The 15,447-nt window shown below is 69.6% G+C and carries 11 protein-coding genes; 5 read left to right on the forward strand and 6 right to left on the reverse strand.

The genetic code is table 11. The annotated features are described in order from the left end of the window. Window positions 1–145 precede the first annotated feature (145 nt). Window positions 146–2,509 carry an ATP-dependent zinc metalloprotease FtsH gene (ftsH, locus tag ACFXHE_RS15115; RefSeq protein ID WP_379383305.1) on the reverse strand — a complete coding sequence of 788 codons (2,364 nt, stop codon included), beginning with the start codon at window positions 2,507–2,509 and terminating at the stop codon, window positions 146–148. A 368-nt stretch (window positions 2,510–2,877) separates the two neighbouring features. Here ftsH and ACFXHE_RS15120 point away from each other — a divergent pair, with 368 nt between their 5' ends. After that, window positions 2,878–3,744: a hypothetical protein gene (locus ACFXHE_RS15120; protein WP_379383306.1), complete on the forward strand. Its 867-nt coding sequence runs from the start codon at window positions 2,878–2,880 to the stop codon at window positions 3,742–3,744. A gap of 51 nt (window positions 3,745–3,795) precedes the next feature. On the opposite strand, the gene ACFXHE_RS15125 is transcribed toward ACFXHE_RS15120, so the two are convergent. Continuing rightward, window positions 3,796–4,620 carry a DUF1266 domain-containing protein gene (locus tag ACFXHE_RS15125; RefSeq protein WP_379383308.1) on the reverse strand — a complete coding sequence of 275 codons (825 nt, stop codon included), beginning with the start codon at window positions 4,618–4,620 and terminating at the stop codon, window positions 3,796–3,798. Between the two features lie 216 nt (window positions 4,621–4,836). Here ACFXHE_RS15125 and ACFXHE_RS15130 point away from each other — a divergent pair, with 216 nt between their 5' ends. Further along, window positions 4,837–5,106 (forward strand): DUF2277 family protein, encoded by a 270-nt coding sequence (locus tag ACFXHE_RS15130; RefSeq protein WP_379383310.1) that lies wholly within the window; start codon window positions 4,837–4,839, stop codon window positions 5,104–5,106. A gap of 11 nt (window positions 5,107–5,117) precedes the next feature. On the opposite strand, the gene ACFXHE_RS15135 is transcribed toward ACFXHE_RS15130, so the two are convergent. Further along, window positions 5,118–6,365, reverse strand: coding sequence for a PucR family transcriptional regulator (locus tag ACFXHE_RS15135; protein WP_379383312.1), 1,248 nt, complete (start codon window positions 6,363–6,365; stop codon window positions 5,118–5,120). Between the two features lie 158 nt (window positions 6,366–6,523). Between ACFXHE_RS15135 and ACFXHE_RS15140 the strand changes: the two genes are divergently transcribed. Genes ACFXHE_RS15140 through ACFXHE_RS15150 form a run of 3 tightly spaced genes read left to right on the forward strand, consistent with a single transcriptional unit; the run spans window position 6,524 to window position 9,902 of the window. Next, window positions 6,524–8,161, forward strand: coding sequence for an aldehyde dehydrogenase family protein (locus tag ACFXHE_RS15140; protein ID WP_379383314.1), 1,638 nt, complete (start codon window positions 6,524–6,526; stop codon window positions 8,159–8,161). Next, window positions 8,161–8,991 (forward strand): SDR family oxidoreductase, encoded by an 831-nt coding sequence (locus ACFXHE_RS15145; protein WP_379383316.1) that lies wholly within the window; start codon window positions 8,161–8,163, stop codon window positions 8,989–8,991. Before ACFXHE_RS15140 ends, ACFXHE_RS15145 begins: the two co-directional genes overlap by 1 nt. A 20-nt stretch (window positions 8,992–9,011) precedes the next feature. Beyond that, a complete protein-coding gene (locus tag ACFXHE_RS15150; protein WP_379383318.1) occupies window positions 9,012–9,902 on the forward strand; it encodes a PfkB family carbohydrate kinase in 891 nt (296 codons plus the stop codon). A gap of 8 nt (window positions 9,903–9,910) precedes the next feature. Here the strand turns inward: ACFXHE_RS15150 and ACFXHE_RS15155 are convergent, their stop codons facing one another. The 3 genes from ACFXHE_RS15155 to ACFXHE_RS15165 are packed head-to-tail and all read right to left on the reverse strand — an operon-like array spanning window position 9,911 to window position 15,344. After that, complete coding sequence (locus tag ACFXHE_RS15155) at window positions 9,911–10,597, reverse strand: nucleoside/nucleotide kinase family protein (RefSeq protein ID WP_379383320.1); 687 nt, start codon at window positions 10,595–10,597, stop codon at window positions 9,911–9,913. A gap of 20 nt (window positions 10,598–10,617) precedes the next feature. Next, entirely contained in the window at window positions 10,618–12,819 is a 2,202-nt protein-coding gene (locus tag ACFXHE_RS15160) for a protein kinase (RefSeq protein ID WP_379383322.1), read from the reverse strand. Beyond that, the gene (locus ACFXHE_RS15165) at window positions 12,816–15,344 is read right to left on the reverse strand and encodes a serine/threonine-protein kinase (RefSeq protein WP_379383324.1); all 2,529 of its coding nucleotides are present in this window, start codon (window positions 15,342–15,344) and stop codon (window positions 12,816–12,818) included. The genes ACFXHE_RS15160 and ACFXHE_RS15165 overlap by 4 nt, the downstream gene beginning before the upstream one ends. Window positions 15,345–15,447 lie beyond the last annotated feature (103 nt).

A 15,447-nucleotide genomic window follows, 5' to 3' on the forward strand; every position in this document is an offset into this window, starting at 1 on the left:
CTCCTGTGTTGACTTGCCGCACGTGCACACGCGGCGTGGACGCGGTCGCCGAACCACTCGGGCGGATCCGGACGGGGGCGTTCACCCAGCGTCCGAACCCCGCCCGAGGCGGGCCGCGAACCCATTGAGCCTATCGGGACCGCGGTCAGCGACGACCGTTCGGTCCGTCCCAACCGTTCTTCTCGTCCTCGTCATTCCCGGACGCCGGCTGCGCGGCCGGATGCTCCGGCTGCGAGTAGCCCGGCTGATACTGGGCGCCCGGCTGATAGCGCTGGTTGCCCGCGGGCGCCCAGCCGCCGTACGCGCCGCGCGGCTGCGGGGCCTGGGCCTCGTCCTCCTGCGGCGGCCAGCCCGGCGCCGACCAACCGGCCGGGGCGCCGTAGTCCGGACGCGAACCGTGCGTCGGCGCACCGTGCCGCGGATAGGCCGGAGCCTGCGGCAGCGGATAGCCCTGCGGCGCGGGCGCCGGATAGCCGCCGTACTGCGGCTGCGCGGAGCCGTAGACCGGTTCCGGATAGCCGTTGGCGGGCTGCACCACCGGATGCGACGGCCGCGAGCTCTCCTCCGGCCACGGCTCACCGCGCTCGGCGGCCAGCTCGCGCGGGGTCTTCACCGGCGGGCGATCGGACGGGGTGCGGTCACCGAAATCGTTGAAAGCCGTGATGCGCGGCCGCTTTTCGACCGTCGTCAGCACCTCCTCGAGATCCTTGCGGTGCAGGGTCTCGCGTTCCAGCAGCGCGGTGGCCAGGGAGTCCAGCTCGTCGCGATACTCGTTGAGCACCGCCCACGCCTCGGTGTGCGCGGCCTCGATGAGGTTGCGCACCTCCTCGTCGATCTCGCGGGCCACCTCGTGCGAGTAGCTCGAGGCCATGCCCATGGACCGGCCCAGGAACGGGTCGCCCTGCTCCTCGCCGTAGCGGACCGCGCCCAGGCGGGCGCTCATGCCGTACTCGGTGACCATGGCGCGCGCGATCTTGGTGGCCTGGTCGATATCGGACGAGGCGCCCGTGGTCGGCTCGTGGAACACCAGCTCCTCGGCCGCGCGGCCGCCCATGGCCATGACCAGGCGGGCAATCATCTCCGAGCGGGTCATCAGGCCCTTGTCGTCCTCGGGCACCGTCATGGCGTGACCGCCGGTGCGGCCGCGGGCCAGGATGGTGACCTTGTAGACGGGCTCGATATCGGGCATCGCCCAGGCGGCCAGGGTGTGACCGGCCTCGTGGTAGGCGGTGATCTTCTTCTCGTGCTCGCTGATCACCCGCGACTTGCGGCGAGGGCCGCCGATGACACGGTCGACCGACTCCTCCAGGGCCGCACCGGTGATCACATTGCCGTGTTCACGCGCGGTGAGCAGCGCGGCCTCGTTGATCACATTGGCCAGGTCCGCGCCCGACATGCCGACGGTGCGCTTGGCCAGACCCTCCAGGTCGGCGTCGGTCGCGATCGGCTTGCCCTTGGAGTGCACCTGTAGAATCGCGCGGCGGCCGTTCAGGTCCGGGTTGCCGACCGGGATCTGCCGGTCGAAACGGCCCGGGCGCAGCAGCGCCGGGTCCAGGATGTCGGGCCGGTTGGTGGCCGCCATGATGATGACGCCGGTGCGCTCACCGAAGCCGTCCATCTCCACCAGCAGCTGGTTCAGGGTCTGCTCGCGCTCGTCGTGACCGCCGCCCAGGCCGGCGCCACGCTGGCGGCCGACCGCGTCGATCTCGTCCACGAAGATGATGCAGGGGCTGTTCTGCTTGGCCTGATCGAACAGGTCGCGCACGCGGGAGGCGCCGACACCGACGAACATCTCGACGAAGTCCGAACCCGAGATGGTGAAGAACGGCACCCCGGCCTCACCGGCAACGGCCTTGGCCAGCAACGTTTTACCGGTACCGGGCGGACCGTAGAGCAGCACGCCCTTGGGGATCTTCGCGCCCAGCGCCTGATACCGGGCCGGGTTCTGCAGGAAGTCCTTGATCTCGTAGAGCTCTTCGATGGCCTCGTCGGCGCCCGCCACATCCTGGAAGGTGGTCTTGGGCATGTCCTTCGACAGCAGCTTGGCCTTCGACTTGCCGAAGCCCATCATGCCGCCGCGGCCGCCGCCCTGCATGCGGGCCATCACGAAGATGAACAGGCCCAGCAGAATCACCATGGGCAGCATGAACAGCAGAATCTGGCTCAGCCAGGAATCCTGCTTGACAGCGGTGTTGACCTTGGCGCCGGAATCCTGCGCGGCCTTGAAGACCTGCGCGGACACCTCGCCGCCGCCCGGATACTTGGCGATGAGCTTGGTCTCGCCCTTGGTGGCATCATTGCCGTTCTTCAGCGTGATGCGCAGTTGCTGTTCTTTGTCGTCGATCTGGACCGAATCGACATTCGACTTGTCCTGGAGCTGGGAAAGCGCCACCGAGGTATCGACGCTATGCCAGCCGCGCGTGTCGTTGCTGAAATAGCTGACCAACCAGATCACGAGCAGGAAGCCCGCGACTATGGCCAGGTTGCGGAACACAGTCTTGCGGTTCATAGAGCGTCGGCCGGCGGCCAGTCCTTTCCGGGGGGTGTATCCGGTTTGCCTGCGATGCTTGCGTGGCACGCCCGTTCCGGCGAACGGATGCGGACATGCCACGTTACCGCGTACGGTCTAGTCGTTACATCGCGCAGTTCGGCAGCTAGTGCAGTTCAACAGGTAAACGGCTGGAGAACGCGGGTGGTTCCCCGACCATCTGCGGCAACACACTGGGTCGATCACCCCCTGGTGTCGGACCGAGTGGTCACAATCATGGCATGGTCGTCTCATCGTGAGTGACGACACAACAGAGCGCAGGGGGTATGGACATAGTCGAGCTACGGACACCCACAGCGATTGTGCGTCATGGCAACGGGCGTTTGACGGTGCTGCGGCCTGGAACCGACGGCGAGCGCGTGCTCGACGTGCCGGTAAGCGACCTGCTCAAGGTGCGTTTGAACCGGCGCGCCGATGACGCCGTCGTCATCGAAATATATTTGCGCTACCCGACCCCCGTCCTGACCGGCGTCCCCGCCGACCGGACCCCGCTGCCGGTGCTCATCGCCGAGCACGATGTGCCCGCCGCCACCGTCATCGTCGAACGCATCAACAATCAGATCCTGGCCACCCAGCGACTGGACGTGGCCGCCCCCGACCTCACCCCGCCCGCGCCCTCCTGGGGGCGCAGCGGGCCCGCCCGCGCGGACGTGGATCGCGCGGTGCGCCGGATGGCGCCCAAGCGGGACGCCAAGGCGGCCGTCGCCGCGCTGCAGCGCTATGTCACCCCCGGCGAATACGTGCTGGAGACCGCCCTCGTCACCGCGCAGGCGCCCGCGCCCCGGGCCACCGGGCTGCTCGCGATCACCACCACCCGGATGATCTTCGTCTCGCTGAGCTCGGGCAAGCGTTTCGCCCACGAGCTACCGGTGGCGACCCTGCTGTGGGCACGCACCACCGACGACGCCGAGGCACCGGGCACCGTGCTCGCCGAGTACGGCGTTGAGGTCAGCGACGGCAATCTGACCTGGCATTTCACCGGCACCGACCGGGCCGACACCGATCGGGTAACGGGCGCTTTGAATTTCGCCATCCAGCGCGAGGTGGCCGACGGCGCCGCCGGGCCGGCGGATCCGGGCGTGGCGAAGCTGTACTCCGAATGGGAATTGCTGGTCGAGCGGCATTCGCTCGGCATGGTCGACGACGCGCAGTTCCAGCGGTACGGACGCGGAATTCTCCGGTCCCTGCCCGATTGAGCGCTGGGCGGATCAAAGGTTTGGGGGTCAAGCCCCCCAAACCCGACCGGCTTATTCGTCCGGTTGCAGCTCGATACGCCGCCACGGGCTGGTGGGACGCATCCACAGGCGCAGCAATTCCATCCGCCGGTCCACGCCACCGGATTTCAGTTCCGCGAGGTCCTCGCAGGCCTGCCAGTAGGTCCACCCGGCGAGATAGGCATCGCCGAATTGCCGCCAGTTCCGGTATTTCCGCTGGGCCGGGGGCAGTGCGCGCATGAGGTAATCCCAGGCGACATCGGCGTCGAGATAGCCCGCGGTGTAGGCCATGCGGGCGACGGCGACCACGCGGGCCAGATCCCAGGCCTGGATATCGGTGGGTAGCGGGCGCACCAGGTGGTCGGTGAGGCCGAGTTTGATGGCCTGCGACCAGATGTCGTAATCGCGGACCAGCGCTTCCGGATTCTCCATGCCACGGAACGAGCCGACCTGCCGCAGGAACGCGCGGTGCCGATCGGCGCGCTCGCCGAAGCGATCCCGTTCAGGGGAGTTGATGGCCGCCATGACGAGTGGATGCACGAGCGCGTAGAGCGGGCCGTGCATACCGTCCAGCAGCTGTTCCATCGAGGCCATGGCCTCGGTGCCGTCGGTGATGCCCCAGGCGCCGGTGAGGGTGTCGATGGCAAGCTCGCGGCGATCACCGAGGGGATGGTCGCGTTCGGGGCCGAGCAGCAGGGCGTCGTGGAAGGCGTCCCAGCGGGAGGAGTAGAAGCCGCCGAGCGAGAGGGCGCGCAGTTCGTCGTCGGAGACCTGCGCACCGGACCAGTGATCGTCCTCGCGCTGGTCCAGCTCCGGGTACGGAAAAGTCGTCAGCGTGGGCACGTCGCGGGCAGCCATACCCCGATTGTTCCCCATCGATCTTGGAGTGGCCCGCTAATCGCCGATCGCGTGTGCCACACCGGCCGCGTCGGGTGCGAATAATCGGCAAACCATTCGGTTCGGAATTCCGGCGGCCACCGTGCGGCATTCTCGCGGGCGCCGCGCGACGCACTCACGCAATTGTCTGAATCTTGCCCTGTCACAGCGGGTAATCGGGCGCTAACCTCTGGGGGCATGAGTGGGAACATCACCCTCCTCCGCGGGCTGAGTCCGGCCGCCACGGAGCAGGAAATCTACGCCGCCGCACAGGAATACGTGCGCAAAGTCGGCGGGGTGTCGGGATTGACGACGGCCACCAAGGCCGCGGTGGACAAGGCGGTGGCCGCCATTGCCGCGGCCACCACGCAATTGCTGGCGGAATTACCGGAGCGCCGGGCCTCCGAAGGCGAGCCGCCCACCCGGCGAGCCGCCGCCCGGGACACCGTCGCGGAGGAAGCGAGCTGACGCTCGCGAACTCACACGCCGTAGACCGCCACGCAGTCGAGCGCGACCTCCAGTCGCGTACCACGCTGGTCGAGAGAGTGACCGAGTAGTTCTTCTATGCGCTGAATCCGGTATCGCACCGTGTTCTTGTGCACGCCGAGCAGTTTCGCGGCCGCGTCCGGGCTGCGGCGGGCTCGCAGGTAGGCATGCAAGGTTTCCCGCAGTCGCGCCGACTGCGCGTCGGGTGCGGCGAGTGCGTCCAGTTCCCTGTCGATGAGCGACCGCATGGCGGTCTCGTCGGATCCCGCCAGGTAGGCGACCTCGACCTCCGAGTAGTGCAGTGCCCGCGGCAGGCCCGGGCGGGCGCGCTCGGCGACCTGCCGGGCGGCGACCGCCTCGCGGTGGCCCGCCCGGAAGCCGGCGGCGTGCGCGGCGGGCACGCCGATCGCCACCCGCACGGGCGCGTCCACCGACCACACCGGATCGCCGGGCTCGGGCAGCGCGTCGTCCACGCCGATCCACGCCCACAGCGCGGTCGCGCCCGAGGGCACGGTGAGCAGGCTGCCGTTGCCGAGCGTGGCCGCGTAGCGGGCTACGATCCGGTCGAGCCGGCCGACGGCCTCGCCGGTGCCGTCCGACGGCAGCGGCGCGGCATCCTCGTCCGTCCACAGCACCAAGGCCAGATGTCGCTGCGACAGCCGGTATCCGAGCCGGCCCGAAGCGGTTTCGATGTCCACCTCGGCGCCGTCCAGCAGGGCGCGCACGGTCTCGGAGCGCTGGGTGAGCGCGGCGCGCAGGCCCCGCTCCCGCTCGGCCATGTAGGTGTCGGTGAGAGCCTCGACCGAGGTGCTGACCCAGCGCGTGGTGCGGTCGAAAAGCCTCAGCAGCACCGATCTTTCGATGTCCTGCGGCAGCTGCCGCTGTTCGAGCACCTCGGTCATGTAGTCGATGACCGCCTCCTGGCCGAGGTGGTAGACGCGCAGCAGCAGCCGCACGTCGTAGCCGCGGCGGGCGACGGTGCGGGCGAAGGCGTGCGCCTCCGGCGGGACCGGGTATTCGAACAGGTCCTGGGTGAGGCCGCTGAGCACGGCGACCGCGTGGGCCCGGCTGCTGGCGGCCAGGTCGCGACGCATATCGCGGTCCCGCATCTCCGGGATGCGGGCGATGATGGCGTCGTCGAGGCGGGTGACGACCTGTTCCAGGGTTTCGGCCGGGAGGGTTTCGGCGACGAAATCGGCGATCCAGAGCCGGATCTCCGCCGGGTTCGCGGGCGTCGCCACGGGCACTCCTCCGAGGTTGTACTCAGAGCACAAAACCGACCGGAACAATTGACCCGATTGGCCAAGCATGGGCTCACGAAATTGTGTCACGATCATAGTCCAGTGAGCTGGGGCACAGCTCGCCGTCGCAACGTAGCGCACGTGGGGAGAGGCACATCGTGACCAATACCGAACCCGCCGCGGGCACCGCTCGCAAGACCGGGACCCGCAAGCCGGCCGGGACCGCCGTCAAGGCCACCCCGAAACCGGAGGCGGCCCCGGCACCCGCCACCGAACTCGAGGTCCGCAACCCGGCGACCGGCGCACTCGCGGGCACGGTGCCGATCGATTCGGCCGAGACGGTCGCCGCCAAGGTCGCCGCCCTGCGCGCGCATCAGCCCGCCTGGGAGGCCCTGGGCCCCGACGGGCGCAAGGAGTGGCTGCTGAAGCTGCAGGACTGGCTGGTGGACAACACCGATCACCTGGCCGACGTGCTGCAGTCCGAGACCGGCAAGGCCCGGGTGGACTCGCTCATCGACCCGGCGTTCTCGGTCGACCTGACCGGCTACTACGCCCGCCGCGCCGCGAAATTCCTTGCCGACGAACACCCTTCGCCGCACAGCCCGCTGGCCCGGGTCAAGCAGCTGACCACCGTGTTCCGGCCCTACCAGGTGGTCGGTGTGATCACGCCGTGGAACTTCCCATTGGCCATGCCGGTCATCGATGTGATCCCGGCGCTGGCCGCGGGCGCTGCGGTCATCCTGAAACCCTCTGAGGTGACACCGCTTTCGGCGGTCGAGCTGGCGCGCGGCTGGCGCGAGATCGGCGCACCGCCGGTGTTCGAGGTGGTCACCGGCGCGGGCGAGACGGGCGCGGCCGTGGTCGGGAACGCCGACTACATCCAATTCACCGGTTCCACCGCCACCGGCCGCAAGATCGCCGCGGCCTGCACCGAGCGGATGATCCCGTACAGCCTGGAACTCGGCGGCAAGGACCCGGCCATCGTGCTGGCCGACGCCGACCTGGATCGCGCCGCGCACGGCATCGCCTTCGGCGGGCTGTTCAACGCCGGGCAGGTGTGCATCTCGGTCGAGCGCGTGTACGTGGAAGCGCCTGTCTACGACGAGTTCCTGGCGAAGCTGACCGCGGCCGTCAAGGAGGTCCGCCAGGGCGTGGACGGCCGCCAACCCCAGTACGACATGGGCGCACTCGCCAACGAGAACCAGGCGCAGATCGTGCAGCGGCACGTCGAGGAGGCCGTCAAGGCGGGTGCGCGCGTCACGACCGGCGGCAAGCGCACCGGCGTCGGCACGCTCTTCGAGCCGACTGTGCTCGCCGACGTGGACCACACCATGACCTGCATGACCGAGGAGACCTTCGGGCCCACGCTGCCGGTCATGAAGGTGGCCGACGAGGCGGAAGCCATTCGCCTGGCCAATGATTCGATCTACGGCCTGTCCGCCTCGGTGTGGTCCGGCGACAAGGATCGCGCCGAACGCGTTGCGCGCCAACTGAACGCGGGCGCGGTGAACATCAACGACGTGTTCGCCAATATGTTCAGCTTCGCGCTGCCCATGGGCGGCTGGGGCCTGTCCGGCACCGGCGCGCGCTGGGGCGGGGCCAACGGCGTGCGCAAGTACTGCCGTCAGCAGGCCATCACCAAGCCGATCCTGCCCACCCAGACCAAAGAGCCGCTGTGGTTCCCGTATTCGCCGGCCAAGCTGACCATCGCCATGGGCGCCATGCGGGCCGCGGGCACCCGCGGACTGCGGCGGATCAACCTGCCCGCCATCATCAAGACCGTGCGGGGGATGTGATGACCGACTTCGGAACGATCGCCGGCAGGGTCGTGGTGATCACCGGCGGTGCGCGCGGCATCGGCCTGGCCACCGCGACCGCCCTGCAGGCCCTCGGCGCGAAGATCGCCATCGGCGATATCGACGAGACCACCGTCAAGGAGTCCGGCGCCGCACGGGGTTTCGACGTCTACGACCGGCTGGACGTCACCGACCACCAGTCCTTCGACGCCTTCCTCGACGAGGTGGAGCGCCGCCTCGGCCCGATCGACGTGCTCATCAACAATGCCGGGATCATGCCCACCGGCCGCGTGGTGGACGAACCGGATCAGATCACCCGCCGCATTCTGGATATCAATGTGTACGGCGTGATCCTCGGTTCCAAGCTGGCCATCGGGCGCATGCTGCCGCGCGGGCGCGGGCACGTCATCAATATCGCCTCGCTCGCCGGCGAGACCCACATTCCGGGCCTGGCCACCTACAACGCCAGCAAGCACGCGGTGCTGGGCTTCACCGACACCCTGCGCGAGGAGTACCGGGGCACCGGGCTGCGCTTCTCCTCGGTGCTGCCGACGCTCACCAGAACCGAACTGGGATCCGGGGTTACGGGGCCCAAGCTGCTGCGCCCGGCCGAGCCGGAGGAGATCGCCGACGCCATCACCAAGTTGATCGTGGAGCCGCGCTCCAAGGTTCGCGTCACGGCGGTGGCGGGCATCATCTCGCAGGTGGTGGGTCTGCTGCCGCAGTCGGTGGGCGATGCCATCGGACGCGCGCTGGGCGCGCAGAGCGCGTTCCTGGACGATGTGGACTCCGACGCGCGCAAGGCCTATGAGAACCGGGTGCGCGAGTAGCTCACCGTAGGGTCGGCGGCATGGGTAGCAGGAGTGCGGTTTTCGCCGGATTGTCGACACTGGATCTCGCCTATGCCGTCGACCGGTATCCCGCCGAGGATTCCAAGACCCAGGCCGCCGACCTGTTCCTCGGCGCGGGCGGACCGGCCGCCAATGCGGCGGTGACCTACGCCTTCCTGTCCGGCGCGACACCGGCCCTGGTGACCGCGCTGGGCAAACATCCACTGGCGGAACTGATTCGCGGTGATCTGCAGCGGCACGGGGTCACTGCCGTGGACCTCACGCCCGACGGCGACCAGCAGCCGCCGGTGTCCTCGATCATCGTCGCCACCGCGGCGGCCACCCGGACCATCGTGTCGCTGGACGGATCCCGGATCCACCCCGCCCTCGACGAGACCGCGGCCGAGGTGCTCGACACGGCCACGATGCTGCTGGTGGACGGCCACTATCCCGAGCCCGCGCTACGGCTGGCGACGATGGCACGGGCTGCGGGCGTGCCGGTGGTGCTGGATGCCGGGCGCTGGCGTCCGGTGCACGGCGCGCTGCTGCCGGCCGTCGATATCGCCATCTGCTCGAGTGCCTTCACTCCGCCTGGGGCACAGGCCAATTCGGCCGGTGAGGTGTTCGACTACCTGCACTCGGCGGGACCGCGGCTGGTCGCGATCACCGGTGGTGGTGGCCCGATCCGATACTCGATGCCCGCGGGACGCGGCGAGATCCTCGTCCTCGCGGCGCCGGCGGTGGACACTCTCGGGGCGGGCGACATTCTGCACGGCGCGTTCTGCCATTTTCACGAGCGGGGCGCGGATTTCCCGGTCGCACTGCGGCGCGCGGCCGCGGTGGCGACGGCCTCCTGCGGTTTCCCCGGCACCCGGGAGTGGATGCGGCACTTCGACATTCGGTCGATTTGATAACGCGTTCAGTCGATGCGATAGCCGCGTCCGGCCTTGCGCAGCACCAGATCGGCACGGGCGCGGGTGGATTCGACGAGGGCGGCATTGCGGAGGTCACTGTGCGCCACCTTGGTCCGCGCGGCCTCGGGGGTGCGGCCGCCGCGAATGTGACGGCGCAACAGGCGTTGTTCGATGATCGGGCGCGGCACGTCCAGGTACCAGGTCTCGTCGAGCAGAGGGCGCACGGCGCCCCAGGCCGGATAGGCGCGGTCGTCGAGCAGCAGGTAGTTGCCCTCGGTCACCACGATGGATTGGCGGTCGAACACCACGCCGCTGGGGACCGGTTCGTGGATCTCGCGATCGTAGGTGGGCCAGGACACCGGCGTGCCCGGCGCGGTCTCGCGAATGGTGCGCAGCTGGGCCACATAGCCGTCGGTGTCGAAGGTGTCGGGTTCGCCCTTGCGATCGAGGATTCCGGCGGCACGCAGCTGGGCGTTGGTGAGGTGGAATCCGTCCATGGGCGCAACTTCGGCGATCGTCGCGCCGGCCGCCAGATTCAGTTCGTCGCGAATGCCGCGGGCGAGGGTGGATTTGCCGGCCCCGGGCGGGCCCGCGATACCGAGCAGAAACCGACCGGAATGCCCGTCGGCGCGGCGGCGAACACGAGCCGCCAACTCCGCCAACGAGGTTTCGACACTGCCACGTATCGCCACCCCTCCGAGCCTACGGGGAATCAATGCCCGCCTTCGGGAATGGCGCGCACCAGCGCCTGCAGGTCCTCCTCCAGCAGCCGCGAGAGCCGATAGGTGACCACGAACGCCAGCACGCCGCCGACGCTGATCAGCCGCAGCGGCACGATCACCAGAGACAGATCGGCGGTCGACACGAAGGTCACGCTGGCCACCGCCAGCAGCGGCACCGACGCGGCCGCGGCGAGATAGAAATTGCTGCGCCGGGCCAGCGCCGACAGCTGCCGCCGATCGGCGGGCCCCACCGAACCACGCGCCAGCAGCTGCGGATACAGCGACCGCACCGCGTACACCATGATCAGGAAGAACGGATAGGCCAGCGCGATGGTCGCGCACACCACCTGTGCGGTGAAGAAGTGCGCGAAGGCATTGTGCGGCAACCGTGCTCCCGTGCCGGACAGGGCCAGCGGCCACGCCACCCCGGCGATCAGCCACATGGCGAACGGCACCCACACCGCCCGCTCCCCCATCAGCAGGGTGTCGGCGCGGGCGCGGGCCAGCTGGGCCGGGGTGTACCGATGCCCGCGGGCCAAGCGGTAGGAGACGGTCAGCGGCCGCCGCGCCAGCCACAACAGCAGCAGCGCCGCCAGCGGGAAGGCGACCAGATTGTTCACCAGCGCCACCTGCTCGAACCGCTGCTGATCCACCAGCGGCAGCTCGTTCACGACGAGACTCTGGTTGATCCGGACGTTGTACCAGCTGGCCACCGCATTCGGCAGGCCCACGCACAGCATCGCGATCGGTACCGGCCAGCCGCGCAACCGGGCCCACAGCGTGTGCGGCGGCGGATCCACCAGATCCCGGGCCCGCGGGTCGAGGCACAGGTTCAGCTGCCCGGCCAGCTGGCCGCCGGTCTGCCAGCGCCGCGCGGGATCGGGTCGCAGGCATTCCAGCAGCACCCGCCGCAGCGCGGCCGGGGTGTCGGCGGGCAGCGTGTCCAGGGCTGCCGCGGGCACGCCCGCCATCCGCTGGGCCAGCATGGCCCGCACCGCCCCGGCATCGGTCCCGGCGTCCGCATCGTCGAATGGCAGTGCGCCGGTGAGCATTTCCCACAGCACAAGTCCGAGCGAGTAGATGTCGCCCCGGGTGTCCGGCAGCGGCGCGGCCGGATCCAGCTGCGCGGCCAGCGCCTCGGGCGACCGATACCGCAGCGCCCCGGCATCATTCGCGCCCGCCCCGAGGAAGGCCCCACTCCAATACACCGGCCCCAGCGCGAAATCCGCGAGCTTGGGCACCCCTTCCGCCGTGAAAAGCACATTGCCGGGCCGGATGTCGCGATGCAGCACCCCCTGCCGCAACCCGTAGTCGAGCGCCTCCGCCAGGCGCCGCCCCACCCACGCCACGGTTTCCGGCCAGCTCAGCCCGGCGATCTCCGCCCGCACCCGGGACCCGGCCGGCCGGATCTCACCCTTGGCCTCCATTGCCGCGTCGATGGCCCGCAGCAGCAGTCCGCCATCGGCGCTGTCGCGCCCGGCCGTCGCGGATTCCTGCCGCAGCCGGGCCAGCACGCCGTCGACGGTGCCGCCGGGCAGATACTGCATGTACAACAGCCGCAACGGTTTTCCGGTGCTGCCGTCAGCGATCAGGCGCTGGTCGAAGACCCGCACGATGTGCTGGTGGTCGAGCTGCGCGACGGTGTCGGTGTCGCTGTCCACGCCCGCCTCCACCCGCACCGCGACCAGCCGCTGCATGGACCGCTGCCGGGCCAGGAACATACGGCTGTGTTCGCGGCCGCCGAGATCGGTGAGCAGGTCGAAATCGTCGATGCGGCGGCCGGTTCCGATGCCCTCGGGCAGCGCGGGCGGCGGGGGCGGTGGGGTGTCGCCGGTGAAGCGGCGGCGGATCTCGGTGGCCGCCTCCGGGTACTCGGCGGTGAAGCTGTCCACATCCACCGGCCGGAAGCGGCTGCGGGCCATGTACTCCTCGCAGACCAGGTCGGCGAAGTCCGGGCTGGTCCCCACCTCCGGGAATTCCCTGCGGTACTCCGCGAGCCGCTTCTCCATTCCGGCGCGCCGCCGGCGCTGCCGCATGTCCACTCGCACCAGATCGGTGAGGACCGCGAGCCGCACCTCGTGCCCGTCGGGCAGGTAGCCGGCCAGGGGCGGCGGTTCGTCGCGGTCGCCGCGCAGGGTGGATTCCCAGTCGGCAGCGAAGCGGGCGAGGGCTTGCGCTGCGAGTTCGCTCACGATTCGGTACCCGCCCCGTTTCCGGGCGCCCGCGATGAGGGGGTCGACGACACCACCCGCTCCAGCGCCGCCAGGTCGGCCTCCAGCGCCCGGAACATGGCATAGATCAGAACGAAGGCCGCGATCCCGCCGACGCTGAGCACCCGCACCGCGACGATCACCTGCGGAATGTCGTCGGGCGGGAGGAACGTCACGCCCGCCACCGCCAGCAACGGGACCGACGCCGCGACCGCCAGATAGGTGGTGCAGCGGTGGCCCAGCCGGTGCAGCCACACCGCGTCCTCGGCGCTGATGTCCCCGTGCCGCAGGAACATCGGATAGATGCACCGAACCAGATAGAAGGCCACCAGGAAGAACGGATACGCCACGGCGATGGCCCCGCACACCACCAGCGACACCAGGAAGTGCACCATGCCGCGGGCCGGTAGGTCGGGAGCCGTCATGCGCAGCACTGTCGGGAAGGTGATGCCCGCGATCACCCACAGCGAGAACACCACCAGGGAGATGCGCTCCGCGGCCAGCAGCACGTCCGCGCGGGCTCTGCGCAGCGTCTCCGGGTCGTATTCGCGGCCCAGGCGCAGCCCGCGCGGCACAAAGATCAGGGACCGGCACAGATAGGCGATGACGGCCGTCCCGAGCGGGAAGAACACCAGGTTCACCGTGGTCGTGGTGACCATGAACGTGTGCATGGCCGACTCGGACAGGTGGTTGATGATGAAGGCCCGGTTGTGCGCGATGTTGTACAGCGACGCCAGCAGGTTCGGCACCACGATGGCCAGCGTGACCAGCGGAATCATCCACGGCCGCAACCGCATCCGCCAGCTGTGCGGCGGCGGGTCGACCAGGTCGCGGGCACGTTCGTCCAGGCACATCTCGAGCTGTGTGGCCAGGACCCCACCGCTGCTCCAGCGCTGTTCGCGGGCCGGCTCCAGACAGGTGAGCAGGACCCGGCGCAGCGCGGCGGGGCAGTCGGGCGGCACCCGGTCGAGGGCGGCGGTGTCGACGCCGCCGCGCCGCCGCGCCAGCATGGCATCGAGGGTGGTGCGGTCGCCGTGGTCGCCGGGCCCGGCGGTGGTGTCGTCGAAAGGCTTCGCCCCCGTGAGCAGCTCCCACAGCACCACGCCGAGGGAGAAGATATCGGCGCGGGTGTCCAGGTCGCCGGCGCGGCTGGCGGTGCTCGGATGGCATGCGTCCAGCTGTTCCGGGGACATGTAGGACAGCGAACCGCCGAAGTACGCGACCGGGCCGGCGCTGTCGGTATTCCGGCTGAAGCTGATGTTGAAGTCGGCCAGTTTCGGTACCGCCTCGGCGGTGAGCAGCACATTCGCGGGCTTCACGTCCCGGTGCAGCACCCCGCGCCCGTCCGCGTAGTCCAGTGCCTCGGCCAGCCGGCGGCCCAGCCACGCCACGGTTTCCGGCCAGGACAGCCCGGCCAGCTCGGCGCGCACGCTGGAGTCGGTGGGCCGGATCTCGCCCTTCTCCTCCATGGCCGCGTCGACGGCGTCCAGCAGCAGCTGTCCGCTGCGTTGCCCGGCCGGGGTGGCCCGCACCCAGCGCAGCACGCCGAGCAGGGTGCCGCCGGGCAGGAACTGCATGTACAGCAGGCGCAGGCGCCGCCCCGATTCGGTGCGCAGGTCCGACATCAGCCGCTGGTCGAAGACCCGCACGATGTAGTCGTGGTCGAGCTGGGCCAGGGTCTGCGGCTCGGTGCCGTGGTCGGCGGAGATCTTCACCGCCACCAGCCGCTGCAGGGAGCGCTGCCGGGCCAGGAAGACCCGGGCGAACGCCCCGGAACCAAGACTGGTCAGCAGGTCGAAATCATCGATGCGCTGCCCGATTTCGATGCGATCGAGCAGTTCCCCGGTCTCGGGCGTGGTGATCCCGCCGGTGGCCCGGGTGGGCTCGGCCGGTGCGCCGGCCAGCTGCGAGGGATCCTCGTACAGCGTCACCTCACCCGGTTCGGGTACCCGGGTGGTGTCGCCGTCCACGAGCGGCCCGGTCCGGGCAGTCGGCTCGAGCTGCGTCCGCTCGAGCTGTGTCCGGTCGGAGCGTTCGAGCCCGAAGTCACCGCGCGTGGATTCGTCCAGCCCGGCCCGCCGCGTGCTCTGATCGTCGTCGTCGGCATTCAGCAGTTCCCGCAGCTCGGCCGCCTGATACGGATATTCGCGCAGGCAGTCGCGCGGGTCCACGCGCTCGCCGCTGTGCCGGCGGATGACGAACTCCTCGTACACCAGCCCGGCGGGCAGATCCCTGTCCGCGAGTTCGGGGAATTCGGCGCAGTAATCGCGCAGCCGTTTGGGTGGGGAGACCTCGGTTCCGGCGGGTCGGTGCAGCCAGCGGTGGCGCATGTCCACCCGGATGAGCTCGATCAGCGCACCCCGTCGCAGCGTGGTGGCGTCGGGCAGATAGTCGGCGATCCTGGGCGGGGCCGCAGTGGAGTCCCACGCCGCCGTGAAGGCGGCGATCGCACTCGATTCCGTTTTTGCCGAGTAACCGCCGGAACGGTGGTCGGAACCAGAAGCCATGTCCGCACCCCTCTGGCTCGGCACGGATGTCGTCGATCCGCACTGTCGATCCGAGGATGTCGTGGATTCTGAGATTGGGACAAAGAACCCGCCACACCCCACA

The sequence above is a fragment of the Nocardia sp. NPDC059229 genome (assembly GCF_042754165.1).
Classification (GTDB): Bacteria; Actinomycetota; Actinomycetes; order Mycobacteriales; family Mycobacteriaceae; genus Nocardia.